The sequence below is a fragment of the Sphingomonas sp. UYAg733 genome, assembly GCF_054057355.1.
The window spans coordinates 662011-679917 of record NZ_JBSRZE010000001.1; the positions used below are offsets into that span (position 1 = coordinate 662011).

General features: G+C 61.7%; 18 protein-coding genes and 1 pseudogene. 11 read left to right on the forward strand and 8 right to left on the reverse strand.

From position 1 onward, the window contains the following. Window positions 1-68: 68 nt before the first annotated feature. From ACVWZA_RS03365 to ACVWZA_RS03385, 5 genes are all read right to left on the reverse strand, one after another. Complete coding sequence (locus ACVWZA_RS03365; protein WP_457309728.1) at window positions 69-1040, reverse strand: alpha/beta hydrolase; 972 nt, start codon at window positions 1038-1040, stop codon at window positions 69-71. Between the two features lie 57 nt (window positions 1041-1097). Further along, window positions 1098-1667: an NADPH-dependent FMN reductase gene (locus ACVWZA_RS03370; protein WP_457309729.1), complete on the reverse strand. Its 570-nt coding sequence runs from the start codon at window positions 1665-1667 to the stop codon at window positions 1098-1100. Between the two features lies 1 nt (window position 1668). After that, entirely contained in the window at window positions 1669-3981 is a 2313-nt protein-coding gene (locus ACVWZA_RS03375) for a TonB-dependent receptor (protein ID WP_457309730.1), read from the reverse strand. A gap of 124 nt (window positions 3982-4105) precedes the next feature. Further along, window positions 4106-5503, reverse strand: coding sequence for an aldehyde dehydrogenase family protein (locus ACVWZA_RS03380; RefSeq protein ID WP_457309731.1), 1398 nt, complete (start codon window positions 5501-5503; stop codon window positions 4106-4108). A 31-nt stretch (window positions 5504-5534) separates the two neighbouring features. Further along, window positions 5535-5873 carry an EthD family reductase gene (locus tag ACVWZA_RS03385; protein ID WP_457309732.1) on the reverse strand — a complete coding sequence of 113 codons (339 nt, stop codon included), beginning with the start codon at window positions 5871-5873 and terminating at the stop codon, window positions 5535-5537. A 161-nt stretch (window positions 5874-6034) separates the two neighbouring features. On the opposite strand from ACVWZA_RS03385, the gene ACVWZA_RS03390 reads away from it, so the two are divergent. Next, window positions 6035-6433, forward strand: coding sequence for a nuclear transport factor 2 family protein (locus tag ACVWZA_RS03390; RefSeq protein WP_457309733.1), 399 nt, complete (start codon window positions 6035-6037; stop codon window positions 6431-6433). Here ACVWZA_RS03390 and ACVWZA_RS03395 read toward each other — a convergent pair. Further along, window positions 6430-7572: a M20 family metallopeptidase gene (locus ACVWZA_RS03395; RefSeq protein WP_457309734.1), complete on the reverse strand. Its 1143-nt coding sequence runs from the start codon at window positions 7570-7572 to the stop codon at window positions 6430-6432. The two genes, ACVWZA_RS03390 and ACVWZA_RS03395, sit on opposite strands and share 4 nt — an antisense overlap. A 156-nt stretch (window positions 7573-7728) precedes the next feature. Between ACVWZA_RS03395 and ACVWZA_RS03400 the strand changes: the two genes are divergently transcribed. The 3 genes and pseudogenes from ACVWZA_RS03400 to ACVWZA_RS03410 all read left to right on the forward strand — a co-directional run. Next, entirely contained in the window at window positions 7729-8811 is a 1083-nt protein-coding gene (locus ACVWZA_RS03400) for an alpha/beta hydrolase fold domain-containing protein (RefSeq protein WP_457309735.1), read from the forward strand. Window positions 8812-8851: 40 nt separating this feature from the next. Continuing rightward, on the forward strand, window positions 8852-9319 hold the full coding sequence (locus ACVWZA_RS03405) for a GlcG/HbpS family heme-binding protein (protein ID WP_457309736.1): 468 nt from the start codon (window positions 8852-8854) through the stop codon (window positions 9317-9319). Window positions 9320-9694: 375 nt separating this feature from the next. Then, window positions 9695-9931: pseudogene (locus tag ACVWZA_RS03410) on the forward strand (GNAT family N-acetyltransferase); the annotation flags it as partial. A 90-nt stretch (window positions 9932-10021) separates the two neighbouring features. On the opposite strand, the gene ACVWZA_RS03415 reads toward ACVWZA_RS03410, so the two are convergent. Together ACVWZA_RS03415 and ACVWZA_RS03420 are read right to left on the reverse strand one after the other, a co-directional pair. Next, a complete protein-coding gene (locus tag ACVWZA_RS03415) occupies window positions 10022-11425 on the reverse strand; it encodes an MFS transporter (protein ID WP_457309737.1) in 1404 nt (467 codons plus the stop codon). An 85-nt stretch (window positions 11426-11510) separates the two neighbouring features. After that, window positions 11511-12518 carry a GlxA family transcriptional regulator gene (locus ACVWZA_RS03420; protein WP_457309738.1) on the reverse strand — a complete coding sequence of 336 codons (1008 nt, stop codon included), beginning with the start codon at window positions 12516-12518 and terminating at the stop codon, window positions 11511-11513. Between the two features lie 66 nt (window positions 12519-12584). Between ACVWZA_RS03420 and ACVWZA_RS03425 the strand changes: the two genes are divergently transcribed. From ACVWZA_RS03425 to ACVWZA_RS03455, 7 genes are all read left to right on the forward strand, one after another. Continuing rightward, window positions 12585-13205, forward strand: coding sequence for a cysteine hydrolase family protein (locus ACVWZA_RS03425; RefSeq protein ID WP_457309739.1), 621 nt, complete (start codon window positions 12585-12587; stop codon window positions 13203-13205). Then, a complete protein-coding gene (locus ACVWZA_RS03430) occupies window positions 13199-13903 on the forward strand; it encodes an HD domain-containing protein (protein ID WP_457309740.1) in 705 nt (234 codons plus the stop codon). The genes ACVWZA_RS03425 and ACVWZA_RS03430 overlap by 7 nt, the downstream gene beginning before the upstream one ends. A 45-nt stretch (window positions 13904-13948) precedes the next feature. Next, window positions 13949-14542 carry a GNAT family N-acetyltransferase gene (locus ACVWZA_RS03435; protein ID WP_457309741.1) on the forward strand — a complete coding sequence of 198 codons (594 nt, stop codon included), beginning with the start codon at window positions 13949-13951 and terminating at the stop codon, window positions 14540-14542. Between the two features lie 111 nt (window positions 14543-14653). After that, window positions 14654-15070: a VOC family protein gene (locus ACVWZA_RS03440; RefSeq protein WP_457309742.1), complete on the forward strand. Its 417-nt coding sequence runs from the start codon at window positions 14654-14656 to the stop codon at window positions 15068-15070. A gap of 8 nt (window positions 15071-15078) precedes the next feature. Next, on the forward strand, window positions 15079-15576 hold the full coding sequence (locus tag ACVWZA_RS03445) for an N-acetyltransferase family protein (protein ID WP_457309743.1): 498 nt from the start codon (window positions 15079-15081) through the stop codon (window positions 15574-15576). Window positions 15577-15669: 93 nt separating this feature from the next. Beyond that, on the forward strand, window positions 15670-16395 hold the full coding sequence (locus tag ACVWZA_RS03450) for an SDR family oxidoreductase (RefSeq protein ID WP_457309744.1): 726 nt from the start codon (window positions 15670-15672) through the stop codon (window positions 16393-16395). A 426-nt stretch (window positions 16396-16821) separates the two neighbouring features. Beyond that, window positions 16822-17718 carry a PhzF family phenazine biosynthesis protein gene (locus tag ACVWZA_RS03455; protein ID WP_457309745.1) on the forward strand — a complete coding sequence of 299 codons (897 nt, stop codon included), beginning with the start codon at window positions 16822-16824 and terminating at the stop codon, window positions 17716-17718. Window positions 17719-17907 lie beyond the last annotated feature (189 nt).

Below are 17907 nucleotides of genomic sequence, written 5' to 3' on the forward strand. Positions count from 1 at the left end.
CCCGAACACTGAACGCACGACTGCGGTGATTTCTACCTTCTGCCCGCGAGGCGCCGCTCAACCCGCTATCACAGGGCTCTTATGCGCTCGGCGCAAGCGTCAAGCGCGTTGAGTCCCGCATCGATCGCGCCGGCCATGACGGTGAAGCCGTGGATCGTCGTATCATAGCAACGCGTTGCGACTGCGACACCGGCCGCGGAGAGCCGCTCGGCAAAACCCACTATGTCGTCGCGCAGGATGTCATGACCGGCGATGACGAGAAACGTGGTGGGCAGGTCCGCCACATCCGGCACCAGGATCGGGGAGACCAGGGGGTCGGAGAGGTCGTTCGGGTCGCCCAGATACTGGCTGTAGATCCAATCGAGCGCCTCTGGCTCAAAGAAGAAGCCCCGGGAATATCGCTTCATCGAACGGGACGCACCCAATGTCCCGAGCGCTGGATTTACCAGTATCTGGAGCGTGATCTGCGGCCCGCCGCTGTCCCGCGCCCTGATCGCGCAGCCCGCCGCCAGACCGCCGCCGCCGGACTCCCCCATGATGACCAGCTTATCCGGGTCGGCGCCCAGCGCCAACGCATTGTCGGCGATCCAGTTCAAGGTCGCCCAGGCGTCATCGGTCGCTGCGGGAAACTTGTGTTCGGGCGCCAGGCGATAGGTCGTGGCGGCAATGATCGCACCCGACTGGGCGCAGAGGCGTCGACAGACCCCGTCGTAGGATTCAATCCCGCCCATCATCGCCCCGCCGCCATGATAGAAGGCGACGAGCGGGCGGGCCGCGCCTGGGCGCCCCTCCGGAGTGTATATCCGGAGCGCGAGTGGTCCCGCTGGACCGTCGATCATCATGTCGTCCGCGCTCGCGATCGGGCCCGATGGAATGGGAAGACCGGAGTAAAACGCATCGAACGCCGCGCGCATCTCTAACGGTGTCATCGCGGGATCCAGGAACGGGGATTCCTCTAGTCGCGCCAGGATCGCGATCGTCTGGGCATCGAGCATCGACCGGTCCGCGATCCCCGCATGGTCGTCATGATTATCGGTCAAAGGTACGTCCTCTCATTGCCCGAGTGAGCATGCCCCCGTGCGCACCCGCCCCGTCCGCTAGAAAGTATGGTCGGCGTTCCTCATTCTGATGTGCTCGGCGAACGCCGCGAGCGCCCTCGATAGTGCGCCGCTGAACGTCTGATTCGCCGTGATCGCGGGCGCATCTAGCGCGGTTCCGAGGATAGGGATCGTGACAGCCGCTGCATCGACGATATCCGCTGACATTGTGCGAAGGACGATCCGCAAGCTCTCCTGCGCGAGAACCGACCGCGGAGATGCGTTCAGGATTGCAACCGGCTTCGCCTGGAAGCCCGGCTCGCCGACCAGCCAATCCAGGGCGTTCTTGAACGCGCCCGGCAAGCCTCCTGCATATTCTGGACAGGAGATGATCAGGCCATCACATTCGCGGACTTGCTGCCGCCACGCTGCGGCGCTGGCCGGCAGCCTCTCCTCGTCGTCGAGGTCGGCATCGAAATGGGGCAGGCCCCGCAGACCGTCGAACACCGTTACGACGGTCTGCGCAGGCGCCAGCATCGACGCCGCATCGAGTAGATTGCGGTTCGACGACGCAACGCGCAGACTACCCGATAATCCTAGCAGCGCGAGCGGTTCCTCCCCGCCTGGCATTTTAGTAACGGAAGCCGACCGAGAGGCCGTATTCCGCCGGTCGGCCCGTGTAGCGCACGATCGTGTCTTGGATATGGAGCACGTTGTTCCAATAATATTGGTTGAACACGTTGCGGCCGTAGAGCGATAGGCTCCAGCGATCGCCAGCGCCCTTCACGCCGGCCCGCAAGTCGACGAGCGTATACGCGCCGATGACCAATCGCGCGTCGTCTTCGAGCGCGCCCTTTGTCGCGCTTCTGTAGTTGGCGGCGATGCCGACGAAGGCCCCCATGCTCGAGGTGAGGTGCCAGTCATACTGGATATCGCCGCTCAGTTGCCATTTCGGCGAATAGGGAAACGCATTCCCGCTTAAGGATACGATGTTGCCGAACTGGTCGAAGTTCTGGAACGACGTTCCGTCCGGATTGCGGCGGATCCTCGTATCGAGATAGGTGCCCGCGCCGCTCACGTTCAGTCCTCGAATCGGGAGCCAGGAAAGCTGCAGCTCGGCCCCCTTCACGCTGGATCTCGGAATGTTGACCAGGTTCTGGAGCTGACCGAACAGGGTTTGGATGCGGCCAGAAAGCTGCTTGTCCTTGTAGTCGTAGTAGAATGCGGCTCCGTTCAATCGGAGGGAGCGGCCGAACAATGGCACCTTGAAACCCACCTCATAGGCCATCAACTGTTCCTGGGTGACGGGATCGAGCTGTGTCGAGGATTGAGCGGATAGCGTTGGAAAGCTACCGGCCTTGAAACCTCTGCTGACGTTCGCGTAGAGGAGCGTTCCGGACGTGGGCTTGTAGTTGACGCCCGCGCGCCAGGATAGATTGTCCTGATCGAGTGAGTTCGAGACCAGTCCGGTTGAGAAGTTCGGCAACAGGGTCACGCATTGGCCTGCGGCCGCAGTCGGCGGCGCCCCGACGAGGCCCTGCACGAACCGGATGATCGCCGCTATGTCGTCCGCGCCCGTGTCCTTGGTGCAAGCGCGGTAGTCGATTGACGATTTGGTGTAGCGTGCGCCTAGCTGGACCGACAATCCGGGGAGCACGGTCAATTCGGCATTTCCGAATGCGGCCCAAGTTCTCAGCTGGTTATCGGCATCGTTGATGATGCTGCGAAACTGCAGCGGTCCGATGAAGGACGCTGGTGAATCCTGCAGGAAGATGGTCTGGAGGTCCCGGACGCTGTCCCGCTGATAGTTGCCGCCGAGGATCCAGTTGAGCCGTGATCCGGTCCCCCCCAGGCGCACTTCCTGCGAGAAGGAGTTGATCCGGCCGCCGAGACCCAGGTGGAGATCCGTCGCTTGGAGACCGTCGGCGTCCATCAGCGAGTCGCGCCGAAAGCGCTCATACGCGGTTATCGATGTCAGCGTGACACTGTTGGAGATCGACCAATCGCCTCGCAGCGATGCCTGATAGAAGTCATTGTCGCGGCGAAGCGGCAGGCCCGGCGTCCAGTCAGCCGCGCGCGGCGCCAGGACGATCGGTGCGGATGTGATCGAAGGGGGCAGCGGTCCGCCATTTGCCGAGAAGAGGCCGACGAGCTGCGCGGCCGCACTGTCCGATCGATCTTTCCAGCCGTTGAGGTTGATCTCGAACTTCAGGTTGGAGCTTGGCCGCCAGTCTAGCAGCAACCGACCCGTGACGAGATTCTGCGCGCCGTACCCGTCGTTCCGGGTGGTGCTTCGCTGCCAGTTGCCACTCTGCGTCGTGCTGATCGCCAACCGCGCGCGCAGGGTGTCCGAGACCGGGCCGCTGACGAACGCGTTGCCGTCGAACGTCGCAAAGCGGCCGAAACTCGCCTCGCCACCCGCATGGATGTCCGCGGTCGGTTTCGCGGCGACATAGTTGATTGCCCCGCCCGTGGAATTCTGGCCGAACAGCGTGCCCTGCGGCCCTTTCAAAACCTCGACCCGCTCCAGATCGAGCGTCCCGCCACGCGACATGACCGGGTAGGGAAGGGGCACCTCGTCGACGTAGACGCTGACCGTCGGGCTCGCCGCGAGGCTGTTCTCGTTATACCCGACACCGCGCAAGGTGAAGATCGGCGCGTCGAACTGCGTTTCGGTGAAGGACAGGCCAGGCACGACCCTAGCAAGATCCTCCGATCGCCTGACGCCCTGTTCGGAGAGTTTATCGCCGTCGATAGCCGTGATGGAGATCGGAACGTCGTTTACGCTCTGCTTCCGCTTCTGCGCGGTCACCACGATGTCGGTAAGCTGGTTGCTATCCTCGGCCGCCGGACCTGACGCCGCGGTCTGCGCCTGCGCTGGAGTTGCAAAGGCGGCAATCGAAGCCGCCGCCAACACGAATTGGCCATAGTCGCGTCGCATCATCAACCTCCCCTACCGGTTCATTGAGGACGCGGCTTGAAGATTGTTTTTGCCGGTCCTGAGTAATCCATGGGCGGTTGGAAGGGGCCTATCACCGTATGAAAGTATGGAGAGCGACCGATAAGATTCAGCTTTTGGCTATGAACCCCAGCATCGCTTTGGTCTCCAGGAACTCGGCGAACGCATGGCAGCCCCACTCGCGACCGTTGCCGGACCGCTTGTAGCCGCCGAAAGGCGCCGCGAAGTCGGGGGCGGCGCCGTTTATTACGATCTGACCAGCCCTGAGTTGCGACGCAAGGCACCGCAGCTGACGCTGATCAGCGCCGGAGACATACGCCGCGAGGCCGTAAGGAGAATCGTTGGCGATGAGGACCGCGTCTTCCAAATCGTCATAGGCGATGATGACGAGCACCGGACCGAATACCTCCTCTTGCGCGATGCGCATCGAGTTATCGACGTCGCGAAAGATGGTCGGCCTGACGAAATAGCCTGAACCCAGCAAGGGCGGACGACCGAGGCCCCCGGCTGCGATCGTGGCGCCTTCCTTGATGCCGACCTCCAACAACTCCTGAATGCGGCGCCAGTGCGTCTCGCTGACGACCGGGCCGATGTCGGGGTTGAGCGCGGGCGCCCCGACCGTCAGTTCGTCCGCCACCTGCGCCGCGATTGTTGCCGCATCGTCTAGTCGGATTCGGGGGACGAGCATGCGCGTCGGTGCGTTGCAGTTTTGACCCGCGTTGAGCCCGATCGCAGCAACGCCCCAGCGGACGCCTTCTTCGAATCTCTCGTCGTCGAGTACGATGTGCGCCGATTTACCGCCGAGCTCTTGGTGGACCCGCTTGACGGTAAGCGCCGCGGCGCGAGCAACCTCGATGCCGGCACGAGTGGACCCGGTGAAGCTGACCATATCGATATCCGGATGCGCCGCGATCGCTGTGCCCACGATGGGCCCATCTCCCGCGACGAGATTGAACACGCCACGCGGCACGCCCGCCGCCGCGCAGATTTCGGCCCATATCACCGCCGAATAGGGTGCGATCTCCGACGGCTTGAGCACCATCGTGCAACCACACGCCAATGCCGGCGCTACCTTGCATACGATCTGGTTGATTGGCCAGTTCCAGGGGGTGATCAGTCCGCAGACCCCGATCGGCTCGCGAACGACCTTGGTGCTGCCGCGAACTTCCTCGAACGAGTAGCTGCCCAAGGCATCGATAGCGGCTTCGAGGTGCGAGATTCCGATGCCGGCCTGTGCACCGCGCGCCAGACCACCGGGCGCGCCCATCTCGGCTGTGATCGCGTCTGCGACGTCATTGTAGCGTCGACGATATTCCTCAAGGAGCGACTGCAGCAGGTCCGCCCGCTCGGAGGCGCTCGTGCGAGACCACGCCGGAAAGGCAAGCCTTGCGGCCCGCACCGCCCGATCGACGTCTTCCGCGCTGCCAAGCGCGAGCGAGCCGCTAGCCGTCTCTGTCACTGGGTCGATAAGCGCCAGGATTCGCGGCTCCGATGAGATCGGATCCACCCATTGACCGTCTATGTAATGCTGTCGACAGTCACGCATGTGGTTGCCCCGCCGAATGATCGATCTCTATCTCGTTCAAGAGTACGATCTGCTGGCTGTTGGTGTAGTTTGGCGTGTCGCCCTGCAGGAACTCCATGTGTGGAAAAAAGGCTGTCTCGAACACCGCGCGTGATTCGCACTCGAAGCTGCAAATCGCGTGGAGATTGGGTTCCGGATATGGAACGCCGGGGGTCGTCACCCTCTCGACTACGATCCGCGCCATTGCCGACCCCAATCGCTCAATCGACAGCGGCATGTGCGTGCCGAGGTAATAGTCGAAGTCGAACCAGCTGTCCTTCTCGCGCGGATATAGAATGGTAACCTTGATCATCGCGACGCTCCTGCAACCCATTACCCGTCCGCGATGCGCCCGAACTGATCGAGCATCACCACACCTTTGGATGGGTCGAATGGAACTCGCGCGTTCTACGAGGTCACTCGGCCGTCGCGGAGCGACGTCCGAAGCCGCAACGCATTCCGGGGATGTCGCCAATGAGCATCGAAGATAACAAGCGCGCTGTCGTGGATTTGTTGAAGGTCGCTTTCACGCCGGGTCGCTCTCCGGCGGAGAAACGCGCGCGGATGGCGGAACTGATCAATCCTGCCAAGTACATCCAGCACAGCGCCGTCGTGCCGGATGGGTTCGACGGCCTGATGAGTCTCGTTGAACAGTTCGACGTGCAGTTCGATGATTATGGGGTTGAGGTTAAACGCGTGATCGCGGAGGGCGACGAGGTCTGGGCGCATTGCCACTACCGCTACGGTTCGGATGTGCCGCGCGGAAGGGCGATCGTGGAGATTTTCCGCTTCGAGAATGGCTTGATGGTCGAGCATTGGGACGTGATCCAAGACGTCCCCGCGAAAAGCGCCAATTCAAATGGAATGTTCTAGGTTTGCTCTGGGCACCCCGGCCGCCACCGGTCGATGATCGCCGTATATATATCGGCGGCCGCCCGAATGTTGGATTCGTAGCACCACTCGTCCGTCTGATGCGCAAGCGAAGGCTCGCCAGGGCCTAGGATAATCGTCGGGCAGCGCAGCCGTGGCTGAAAGACCGAGGCGTCCGAAAAGAAAGGCGTGCCTAGTGGCGTGAGGTCCGCTGCCTCCCCCATCACAGAACGTACCGCGTCGGCGACAGTCAAGGCGAACTCGCTCTGCGGGTCAGTCGTTACAGGGGGCATATCGACGAACCGCGCCCGGTCAATCTCTTCCCCAAGGATTGCTGCTAACGCCGCTTCCACATCGTCGTGCGCCATTCCGGGTACCGTCCGGACATCGACCGTGAACTCCGCTGAATCGGGAACCGAGTTGTAGTTCATCCCCCCGTGGAACATGCCGATGTTCAAACTCGGGCTGCCCAGCAATGGGTCAAGTCCTGAGGGCACGTATTCCGACACACGCAGCAGCGCACCGGCCGCGGCGACCACGGCATTCCGGCCCATCTCCGGCATCGACGAATGTGCAGTCACGCCACGGGCCTTCGCACGCAAAGCGACGCACCCTTTGTGAGCGGTGGAGATCCTGTTGCCCGTCGGTTCGCCGACAAGAAGCGCGCTCGCCTTTCCCAGAGCGGTTAGCTTCTCTTCGGCAAACGCGAGCGCTCCCGCGCAACCCGTCTCTTCCCCGCTCGTGAAGATGAGCGTCAGTCCACTCGGCGGCCGCCGCGGTCCCAGAAACCGACTTGCCGCGGCGACCATCGCTGCCACGCCGGCTTTCATGTCGGTGACGCCGCGACCGTAGAGCCGACCTTCATGCATCTCGCCGGCAAATGGATCGACGGACCATTGCGTATCGCCGAGTGGCACCGTGTCGATGTGACCCGTGAGCACGAGTTGGGCGGCGGCCGCGTCACTTCCGGCCAACCGCGCAACGATATTCAACCGATCTTCGCCAAAGGACTGCGTTTCTATGGCAAACCCAAGCGCCTCGAGTTCGCGAGCCAGGAAACGCCCGCATTCTCCCTCGCGACCGGGAGGGTTGGTAGTGTCGAACGCGAGCAGCGATTTTGTCAGCGCAATTGGGTCGATCACCTCGGACTCCTCTGTTAGTTGACGTACCGTGCACCACGATCGGAGTGACCTCGCCGCCATTAAGTATGGCGTCGCGAAGCAACACTTTCGAACGGGCGCGCGCATCGGATTCCCCAATATCGTCTCGAGCGACTGTTTCATCTCGAGGAGCTTCGCATGCGCATTCCAAACTTGCTGCTGTTGCTCGGCGTCGTCTGTTCGAGCATTGCTTTCGGGCAATCGGCTACCAAGCTGAATCCGGTCAGCGGGGCGACGCCTCGCGCCGAGCTAGTCCCTTTCACGCAAGCTGCTCTCGACGGCGGATCGCGCGAGGTTCTCGAGCGGATTGCCGCAAGGGGGGGGCCGCCTCCCTGGACGATTCCACCCAAACAGCTGCGTGAGAGCTTTGACGCGTTCTTCGCGCAGTTCAGCTTGCCCGACCCAAAGGTCGCAAGCCGAGAGCGGCGCATGATCCCAGGGCCGAACGGCCCGATACCTATCAGCATTTTTCGGCCGATCGGAAAAGAGACGGCCGACCTCCCGGTGGTCGTCTACTTTCACGGGGGCGGCATGATGACAAACAGCACCGACACGTACGACTCGATGCTTCAGTTGATCAGCAGCAAGGCGGGCGCCGCAATTGTGTCGGTCGACTATCGGCTCGCGCCCGAGCACCGTTTCCCGCAAGGCGTGAATGACAGTTATGCCGCATTGTTGTGGGTTCACGCTCACGGGTCAGCGCTCGGAGTGGATGTATCCCGAATGGCGGTCGCGGGAGATTCTGCGGGTGGGTACATGACAGCGGTCATTTCGCAGATGGCGAGAGACCAAGGCGGACCCAGATTACGGCTGCAAGTGCTGATCTACCCCGCCGTCGGCACGCGCGGGAATAGTCGTTCGGTCGATCAGTACGCCCAAGGCTATTTCTTTAGTCGAACGGAATTGGCCTGGATTTATGCGCAATACGTCGAGGATGCGGCCCAACTCCGCGACCCGCGGGTTCAGCCCATCCTCGCGAAGCGTTTTGATAAGCTCCCACCTGCTCTGATTATAGTCCCCGAATTTGACATCATGCGCGACGATGGTGAGGATTATGCCGGCTTGCTCAAATCGGCGGGGGTACCGACTAAATTGCACCGCTACGTTGGCACGATTCACGGATTCGTCAACATGGGCAAGACGATCGCCGCTGGACGAGACGCGATCGACGAGATCGCAACGAGCCTGGAGACTGCCCTGTCACAGGGTTCCGGCCGATGACCGGATCGAGCTGCACACGATTTCGCCCGGCCTACGCGTCGTGAGCACGATCACGTATTCTGAAGCGGCGACGATCATTGATGCGGCTTTCGCTAACGCAAGGATGCGCGAGGCACGGCCATTGGCCATTGCAGTGCTCGATTCTGGCGGCCATGTCGTACTGTGCGCCCGTCAGGACGGCGCATCCAGTTTGAGGGTGCCGATAGCAGCGGGAAAGGCCGCAGGCGCACTCGGCCTTCGTATGTCCTCGCGACGCATTGCCGAGATTGCGCTCGAACGTCCGGCGTTTATTGCCTCGTTGGGATCGATGCACCTGCAGGGTCTTGTGCCAGCCGCCGGCGGATGTCTCGTATTCAGCGAGGGGGGTGAACTCGTCGGTGCCGTCGGGGCGTCTGGGGATACGCCGGACGTCGATGAGGATTGTGTGATTGCAGCAATTCACGCTGCAGGATTGAAAGCGGACGACAATCTCGCAACGACGCAGCAAGTTCCCACATCTTTGTCGTAAATCCACGCACAATTCTGGAGCGGCGACCGACTCCGACATGGGCCGCCAGCATTCGGAGCGTTAGTCCGCAATATGTGGGAATCCGTCCGCACTGCGAGTGCTTCTTGCGGAGTGGGCTGCGGCTCGCTGGTCCGGTTCATGTCATTGAGGTTTTCGCGGATCAGGATTCCTAAAAGGCCGGATGTCCAGCCATCGCCCAGACGCGCCGGCCTGCCCCGACGACTGCCTTTCCCCTCCGACGTGCCCAGGGATCGACCGCGGTGGACGATCACCTGCCGCGGCGAACAAGCCAGCTTTTCCTAACCAGGCGTCATTACGTGAAACAGTCAGACTTGGCGCGCCAGGACGACATTGTCATAGTCGATTCCGCCGACCTTGAACTTTCGCGTCGCGGATCCTTGCCTTCGTCGCAGGAGGGGTCTTCGGGGTTGGGGCGCAAATCGGCCGAGCCCTCGCGCGCATGTCGCGACAGCGAGTTTCATTGTTGCAGAGCGATTTCGAAGTCGGGGGATTGGCGCCGAACTTTGTGCGCATATTGTTGGGTGGGCGTGCTGTCACGGGTTTGCGGCCATTCAGTTCAACGCCGTTGTGGAGTTAAATCGAGCGGCCATCGCCCTCTTGAGACCATCGGATTTCGCACGATCGGCACCGTTTCGAGAGCCTTTGATCATCCTACCGAAGGACGGGTGCCTCACCTGGCTGTTACTCATTTGTTTTCGGTCGCAGGATGAGCACCAGGACAAGCGTAAGAAGGATGCCGCCAGCGATTGCGTAGGCGGACCGGGCGATTCCCTCAGCTGCCGTTACCCGAAGGTTCTCGCCGACAAGCTCGGGCGCATCGGTATTGGCGACGAGAACCAATAGCGCGAGTCCCACAGACGCACCGATGCCCTGCCCGGTTGAAACGATACCCGAAGCCACCCCTTGTTGCCGATCGGGCACGCCAGTTGCGGCCGCGATGAAGATTGCCGTGAACATCGCGCCATCACCGATACTGACCGCGATCAGACCGGGCACGAGCGCTGCGAAATGCGCGTCCGCCTTGAGCGTCAGTCCGAGCGCAATGGCTCCAGCAGCGCCAATAGACAGCGCACCGATCATCGTAGTCCGAACGCCGAAGCGTGAGACAAAGCTCCCAGAATATGCCGACGATGCGACAACCACCGCGGTCGGCAGCAGAAAAGCAAAACCCGTTTGCAGGGCGTCGTAACGCAAAACAGTCTGGAAAAAGAGCGAGAGAAAATAGAGAAGCGCACCAAACGTCGCCATGAACAGGGTAGCCACGACGAGCGATAGACGTAGCCACCCGTTCCTGAGCATGGGTAGCGGCAATAGCGGCTCCGCGCTCCGGCCCTCGATATAGGCGAATGCAAGACCCAGAGCTCCGCCAGCAATCAGGCTTGTCACCGTCCACGGCGAGAACCAACCGAGGTTTGGGCCTTCCACCAAGGCAAGGACCAACAGCGTGATTGCAGCCGTAACGGCGAATGCTCCGGGAAGGTCGAACGATCTTGATTTCTCGATGGGTCCATCGACCTCGATAAACGCGAATGCTGCCGCGATGGCGATTCCAGCCAGCGGAACATTGACCAAGAAAACCGATCGCCATCCGAACGCGCTCGTCAGAGCGCCGCCAAGAAGGACGCCGATCACGAGGCCCGCGGCGCCGGCCCCAGCCCATACTCCCAGTGCGCGATTGCGCTCCTGACCTTCGGAAAATCGCACGTTGATCAGTGCAAGTGTACTGGGGAAGACCAGGGCGCCGCCTAGTCCCTGTATAGCGCGCGCTGCAAGCTGCTCGACCGGACTCGACGCCAAGCCACCGCCAAGCGACGCGGCCAGATATAAGAGCAAACCGAAGATTAGAACACGCCTTCGGCCGAGCAGATCAGACGCGCGCCCGCCGAACAGCAAGAAACCACTGGATGCGATCGCGTAGGCGCTGACGACCGACTGGAGTGTTTGCGGCGTGTAGCCCAAATCGCCCGCGATCTCGGGCAACGCGACGACGACAATGTACTGATCAAGCGAAACGATCAGCATCGCGAACGACACCAGGTATAAAATCGCCCTCCCGCGAGCAGGCTCTGTTATATCGACGGACACAATCGTTCTCTCTTTCGAGCCGCGGGTTCTTCCTATGGCTGCACCAGTCGGCCGCCCGTGGGGACCACAAAATCGTATGGGTGGCCTACATGTATGCATAGGTCGGCATCATGCCGAGCCGCCGTATGGCCTGGGGCGATTGGCCGTATAATTTTACGAACGCGCGACGCATGCGTTCGGGATCGTTAAAGCCCGTTGCGCGCGCGATTATTTGTACGGGGTCCGCACTGCTCTCCAGACGAAGCCGCGCAGCTTCCACTCGCAGCCGCTCCACCGCTCTGGCTGGCGTTTCGCCAGTTTCTTTCTGGAAGACCCTTCCGAACTGCCGCGGGCTTAGGCACGCCGCGCGCGCCAGCCGTTCGACCGACAGATCGTCCGACAAATGTTCACGAGCGTACGCCAGTACCAGCCGAATGCGGTCGGATGTCGGTTCAAGCTGTGACAGCGCCGAGAACTGCGACTGGCCGCCGGGTCGGCGGTGATATACGACGAGCGCCCGTGCGACCGCGCGCGCAAGCTCGATCCCATGATCAGTCTCGATCATCGCCAACGTCATGTCGATGCCAGCCGTGATCCCGGCCGATGTCCATATCGGGCCGTCCACTACGAAAATCTTGTCGGCCTGAACCGTGATCGACGGGTATGCCCGCTGCAGGGCAAGAGCGCACGCCCAGTGCGTCGTGGCGCGCCGCATATCGAGCAGTCCGGTAGCAGCGAGCAGAAACGCACCGTTGCACACACCTGAAACACGCTTAGTGTTGAGTGCGAGATCGGTAACGGCGGAGACGTCCGCAGCAGCAAGCATGCGCTTGCGATCGCCGCCGACTACCATGAGCGTGCCACATGTCGAGAGATGCGCTCGTGTGGTCTCGACACTGGTTCCCGCGTTTCCAGTGATTATGCCACCTGCGCACGACAAGAAGCTGAACCCATATAGCGGCGCGTTGGCGGCTTCGTTGGCCGCAGCCAGCGCATCAAGTGGTCCGGCCAGATCCAGCAGTTGATAGCCGGGGTGCAAATAAAAACCGACAACATGGGTCATGGCGCTTTTTGAGGCATCTATGTCTTTTGCGCCAGAAGATTCGTGTGGCATGCAGCGTGGGAAGCAAGTGTACCATGCGAGGTTTTTGGAATGTTGGCGTCAAACGCCGCCCTTATCGTGATCGATGTCCAGAAGGGCTTCGACATCGAAACCTGGGGGCCGCGCAACAACCCTGGGGCGGAGGCGAATATCGCCAGACTGCTAGCGGGATGGCGACGCACTGGGCGCCCAGTGCGCCACGTGCATCATGCGAGCTTGGCCTCTGACGGCGCGTTCAGGCCTGACGGGCCAGGCCACGCGCCGAAGCCTGAGGCGATACCCGCTCCCGACGAGCCGATCTATCTCAAACACGTGAACAGTGCCTTCATCGGCACCGCTCTTGAGCGAGACTTGAAGGACGGTGGCATCGGGACGTTGGTTATTGTTGGCCTTACGACCAACCACTGTGTTTCGACTAGCGTACGGATGGCTGGAAACCTCGGTTTCGAAACCATTGTTGCTTCTGATGCGACCGCTGCATTTAACTCCAGGTTAGCGTCCGGGCGTATGCGCACCGCTGACGAGGTTCACAGCAATGCGCTGGGTGATCTCGACGGCGAATTTGCGACCGTCGTCCAAACGGCTGACCTGCTCGGCTGGCTCGACTCGTCGGTCGCCTACGGCACTGACACTCGCGTCTTGAGGGCAATGCCAGTGCTATCCGGAGACACGTGCGGTGCGGCACCATCGATATGTTGAACGCTGTTGAGGACGACGGGCGCGGGCGCACGTCAGCGGAATCGGGCGAGTTGGTCGCATTGGCCAGCCTGAGTGGGACTGGTTTACCCAGCGGCAGGCTGTTTGAGGTCGCGCTGGATCAGGCGCGTCGCGCGTCGGAACCTTGGATGTTCAACCACGTGGTTCGCTCATGGCTCTTTGCGACGCACATCGCCCGAGACGCGGGGATTATGCACGATGGAGAACTTTTGGCGCTTGGCGCGCTATTGCATGATCTAGGATTGAGCGCCGACCACCCAGGGCCGCATCGCTTCGAGGTCAACGGCGCCGACGCTGCGCTGGAAATCCTGTCTGCCGAGGACCCGACGATGTGCCGTCATCGGCGCCAATTGGTTTGGGACTGCATCGCGCTGCATTCCACCGGGTCTATCGCCCGCCACAAGCAGGCGGAGGTCGCTCTGGTGAACGCGGGGGTCGCAGCAGACTATGGCGGAGTTGGCCTCGATCGTATCGGTCAAGAGAATGTCGACGCCATAGTCAACGCATATCCCCGGCTCGAGATGAAGCGCCGGTTTTCAGCATGCTTGTGCTGCTTGGCGACAACGCACCCCACTTCGACCTATGGTACATGGGTAGCCGACTTCGGCGTCCGGTTTGTCGAAGGATATTCCGCGCCATCGTCTGTGGACGCGCTCGTCGCAGCACCCTTCGACGAGTAAATTCCTCGCTACCTGCGATGTCCATTGGCCTCCGACGGAAATGATATGCTGCCAGCTATAACACTTCAAAGTCCGCATCTTACGCTTGAGCCGCTTGATGAGCAGCACCGCGAACGCATGCGCATTGCGGGGCCTGAGAGCGCTATTTGGACGCTCCAGCCGTTCAATATCCACCAAGGCTTCGATGCGTATTTTGACGCCATGTTGGGCCTGCGCCAGGATGGCTCCTGGTTACCATTTGCGGTGATAGCGCCGGACGATCAGATCGTCGGACAAAGCTGTTATCTTGAATATCGCGAGGTTGATCGCGCGGTTGAAATCGGCGGAACATGGTATTCCCCGAGTGTGCAGGGGACGATGATAAACCCTGCAGCCAAACACTTGCTGCTCGATCACGCATTCTCGAACGGCGTCGTTCGGGTGCAGCTTAAAACCGACGTCCGCAATGCGCGATCGCGGGCGGCGATAACGAAGCTCGGTGCCGTAGAGGAAGGTGTGCATCGGAAACATCGTATCCTGCCCGACGGGACCTGGCGGGACTCTGTGTATTTCTCGATCATCGACGATGAATGGCCGGCGGTTCAGGCGGGTTTGCGCTCCCGACTGTCGCTGCTGTCGCATAGGCGCGGCAATGGATGAGATCGTTTTAGTCCACGCGACGCGACCCCGGACGAAGCAACGCGCGGCCATAGTAGCGGATGTGCCAGGTGCGACCGCAAATACCTCGCGGGTGAAAATAAGGGGATCCGGATGACGCTCAGTCTGAACCATACTATCGTGCATGCAAAAGATGCCTCGGTGACTGCCGAGTTCCTCGAAACGATATTGGGCTTGGCACCGCATCGTCGCTTGGGCCATTTCACTGTCGTTCAGGCCGGAGCGACCTCGCTAGATCTCATCGAGACGGACGAGCCGATCGCTTCCCGGCACTTTGCGTTTCTGGTCTCCGAGCACGAGTTCGACGAGATCTTCGACCGACTGGTCGTGAACGCCGTTCCGTACTGGTCAGACCCGTTTCACAAAGATCCGCTGCAGATCAACCATTGGGACGACGGACGCGGGCTATACTTCGACGACCCCAACGGCCACCTGCTTGAGGTTATCACGCGGCCCTACGGCAGCGGCGGCCTCGAGGCCCGTAACCCGAACCCTTTGCTCGAGCGCTGAGCCCGCCTGTGGTAGAAATCAGAGCGGCAATTCGCGATGATGTCCAACGTCTCGCCGAAATATGGTTCGACGGTTGGCAAGATGCGCATTCCGAGTTGCTTCCCACCGCGCTCCGCAAAGCACGTACCTTGGCGAGCTTCGCTGACCGGGCACTGAGCGCGCTGTCAAACACGAGCGTCGCCGAGGTGGACGGCGTGGTGGCGGGCTTCGTGATGCTCAAGCGTGACGAACTCTACCAATTCTACGTATCTTCGTCCGCGCGAGGTACAAACGTGGCGCCAGCGCTGATGTCGCACGCGCTTGACCGGCTACGTCTCGAGAAAGTGCCACGAGCATGGCTCGCCTGTGCAATCGGTAACGAGCACGCAGCGCGGTTCTACGAGAAAAATCGGTGGCGTCGCGTCGGAACGATGACCAGCGTTCTGCCAACTGCCGACGGAGACGTCCTACTTGAGGTTTGGCGATACGAATTCGAACTGGCGGTACCCGCTCTCCGTGCTGGCTGATGCGCATGCCACATGGGTCGTGGATAGAGCTGAGAATGGGACGTTCATCCCTGCTCGCCGCTCTTGATCTAGGTCTTTTCCCTTCCGCGCTGAATGTTCCTGGAGCTCGATATGGCCGTTAGCCGTCCTCACGTCATCATTATCGGCGGCACTTCCGGGATCGGCCTCGCCGCCGCCCAGCGTTTGGCAAAACAGGGCGCAATGCTTACCGTCGTCGGGCGCGATCCCACGCGGCTAACGAACGCGCTTGCGGCGATCGGGGGAGATGCGCGCAGCGAGGTGGGCGACAGCGGCGACCGCGCTGTTATGGACGCGCTGTTTAATCGGGTCGGCCCCTTCGATCATCTGGTTATCGCTGCATCCGGGGGTCGCGGTGGCGGGTCGTTCGCCGACGTTGATGGAGACCTTCTAAGACAAGCGTTCGACGCCAAGTTTTGGGCGCATTGGAACTCCGCCCAGGCAGCGCTGCCATTTCTGAGCACCGACGGGTCGATCACATTTGTCACTGCGGCCTCTTCCCGCATTGCCAATCCCGGCACGTCAGGGCTTGCAGCCATCAACGGCGCGCTCGAGCGCATGGTGCCGACGCTCGCACGGGAACTGGCGCCCCGTCGCGTAAACGCCGTGTCGCCCGGCGTCATTGACACGCCATGGTGGGCAGACAAGCCGCGCGAGTCCTTTGAGCAGCAGAGCGGCCGTGCGCCGCTGCGTCGTGCCGGTCGCCCAGAGGAAGTAGCCGACGGGATCGCTTTTCTCATCGGGAACGCGTTTGTGACGGGAATTGTGCTCGACGTGGATGGAGGGCTGCACCTGATGTAGAGTGAGGTTCCCGGCGTCCCGTCTCAATCTCGAAGGAAGGCCGCTCAGGCCGTCCATCAAAGTCGGCTACTGTGTAAGGTGCGCTCTTTTCTCGCCGAGCTAAAGGACGGCGGCCGTCCCGGTATAGGCGATCTCGGGTAACGACCGCTTCTCAACGGCTAATTCCGAAAGCTGCCTGTCCGAAACCGGCCCAAAAGCTGGCCAGTTGGCGACGCGCCCGCAGCGGCATTCAGTGCGGCGGGCAGTATCCGGAAACTGAGTTCGTCGGCGGTCAGCACTCGCGCTCCCCAAGATCTGATTAGCTTGGCTTAGCTGGGGTGACGCCTAACGTGACCCACCCGCCACAATGACTTGTATGGTTAGATCACGATCTCTACCCAAAGGCTGCGTGGTTGCCACGCGTTCTCGCCGGCGACGGAGGTGTAGATGAGGCGTTACGAGTATCTGACGGTGGACGTGTTCACCGATCGGCAGTTCGGCGGCAACCCGCTCGCCGTCTTTCCGGACGCCGCAGGCCTGACCAGCGCGGAGATGCAAAGTCTCTCGGCGGAGATGAACCTGAGCGAAACTTCCTTCGTCCTCCCGCCGGAGACGCCCTCCGCCGCAGCGAGGGTGCGCATCTTCAACCGCACCTCCGAGATGCCATTCGCCGGGCATCCCAACGTCGGCACGGCCGTCGTCCTCGCTCAGCTGGGACGCGCTGACGGCCCCGTTCTGCGGTTCGAGGAGATGGCCGGCCTCGTGGAGGTGGAGCTCCAGCGCGACGCGGCTGGCGTGGCAAACGGGGCGTCAATCGTTGCGCCTCGCACTCTTGAGACCTTCGGGGAGCTTTCACCAGCCGCGATCGCGGAATGTCTCGGCCTAGAGGTCGCCGACTTGGTGTTGACGAGCCATCCGCCGACGATCGCGGGCGTTGGCATTGACTTCGTACTCGTTGAAGTAACGCCGGCGGCGCTCGGTCGCGCCTCGCCGAGGCTGGACGCGTATCGGCGTGCCTATGCCGCCAGCGGCCTGAGTTCCGACAGGCTTTCGATATTTCTCTACGCCCGCTCGGGTGACGATGTGCGGGCCCGCATGTTCGCTCCGATGGCTGGCACATGGGAGGATCCGGCAACGGGCAGCGCCAACGCCGCGCTCGCGGCGCTGCTCCTCCGTATCGGCGGCGGGGACGAGATTGCCTTCGAAACGCTGCAGGGGGTCGAGATGGGCCGACCGAGCCGCCTGTCTGTGCGGGCATGGCGAACAGGAGACGGCATTCGCGCGGGCGTTGGCGGAACTTGTGTTCCCGTCTTTCGCGGCCACGTCGATCTTACGACCCCTTGAATGCAGCAGTGCTGCGCGAATGCGGCGCGGGCGGATGGTCGAGCGGGCAGGGACTCGACAAGGCTTGGTGGGTTCAGTCCGTTAGTGCAGCTGGGGGACGGTCCGCACTCAGCGCGGCTCGGCTACCTAACCGGCGAATCCTGGCACGTGGTAATCCGGGACCTTTCCCCCCAGCTGATCCTTCGGATC

Excerpts from the sequence above, each read along its gene's own strand:
- ACVWZA_RS03370 (WP_457309729.1), bottom strand. The coding sequence starts at position 1,667 with ATGCCAGGCGGGGAGGAACCGCTCGCGCTGCTAGGATTATCGGGTAGT.
- ACVWZA_RS03375 (WP_457309730.1), bottom strand. The coding sequence starts at position 3,981 with ATGATGCGACGCGACTATGGCCAATTCGTGTTGGCGGCGGCTTCGATT.
- ACVWZA_RS03385 (WP_457309732.1), bottom strand. The coding sequence starts at position 5,873 with ATGATCAAGGTTACCATTCTATATCCGCGCGAGAAGGACAGCTGGTTC.
- ACVWZA_RS03390 (WP_457309733.1), top strand. The coding sequence starts at position 6,035 with ATGAGCATCGAAGATAACAAGCGCGCTGTCGTGGATTTGTTGAAGGTC.
- ACVWZA_RS03400 (WP_457309735.1), top strand. The coding sequence starts at position 7,729 with ATGCGCATTCCAAACTTGCTGCTGTTGCTCGGCGTCGTCTGTTCGAGC.
- ACVWZA_RS03420 (WP_457309738.1), bottom strand. The coding sequence starts at position 12,518 with ATGCCACACGAATCTTCTGGCGCAAAAGACATAGATGCCTCAAAAAGC.
- ACVWZA_RS03430 (WP_457309740.1), top strand. The coding sequence starts at position 13,199 with ATGTTGAACGCTGTTGAGGACGACGGGCGCGGGCGCACGTCAGCGGAA.
- ACVWZA_RS03435 (WP_457309741.1), top strand. The coding sequence starts at position 13,949 with ATGCTGCCAGCTATAACACTTCAAAGTCCGCATCTTACGCTTGAGCCG.
- ACVWZA_RS03440 (WP_457309742.1), top strand. The coding sequence starts at position 14,654 with ATGACGCTCAGTCTGAACCATACTATCGTGCATGCAAAAGATGCCTCG.
- ACVWZA_RS03450 (WP_457309744.1), top strand. The coding sequence starts at position 15,670 with ATGTTCCTGGAGCTCGATATGGCCGTTAGCCGTCCTCACGTCATCATT.
- ACVWZA_RS03455 (WP_457309745.1), top strand. The coding sequence starts at position 16,822 with ATGAGGCGTTACGAGTATCTGACGGTGGACGTGTTCACCGATCGGCAG.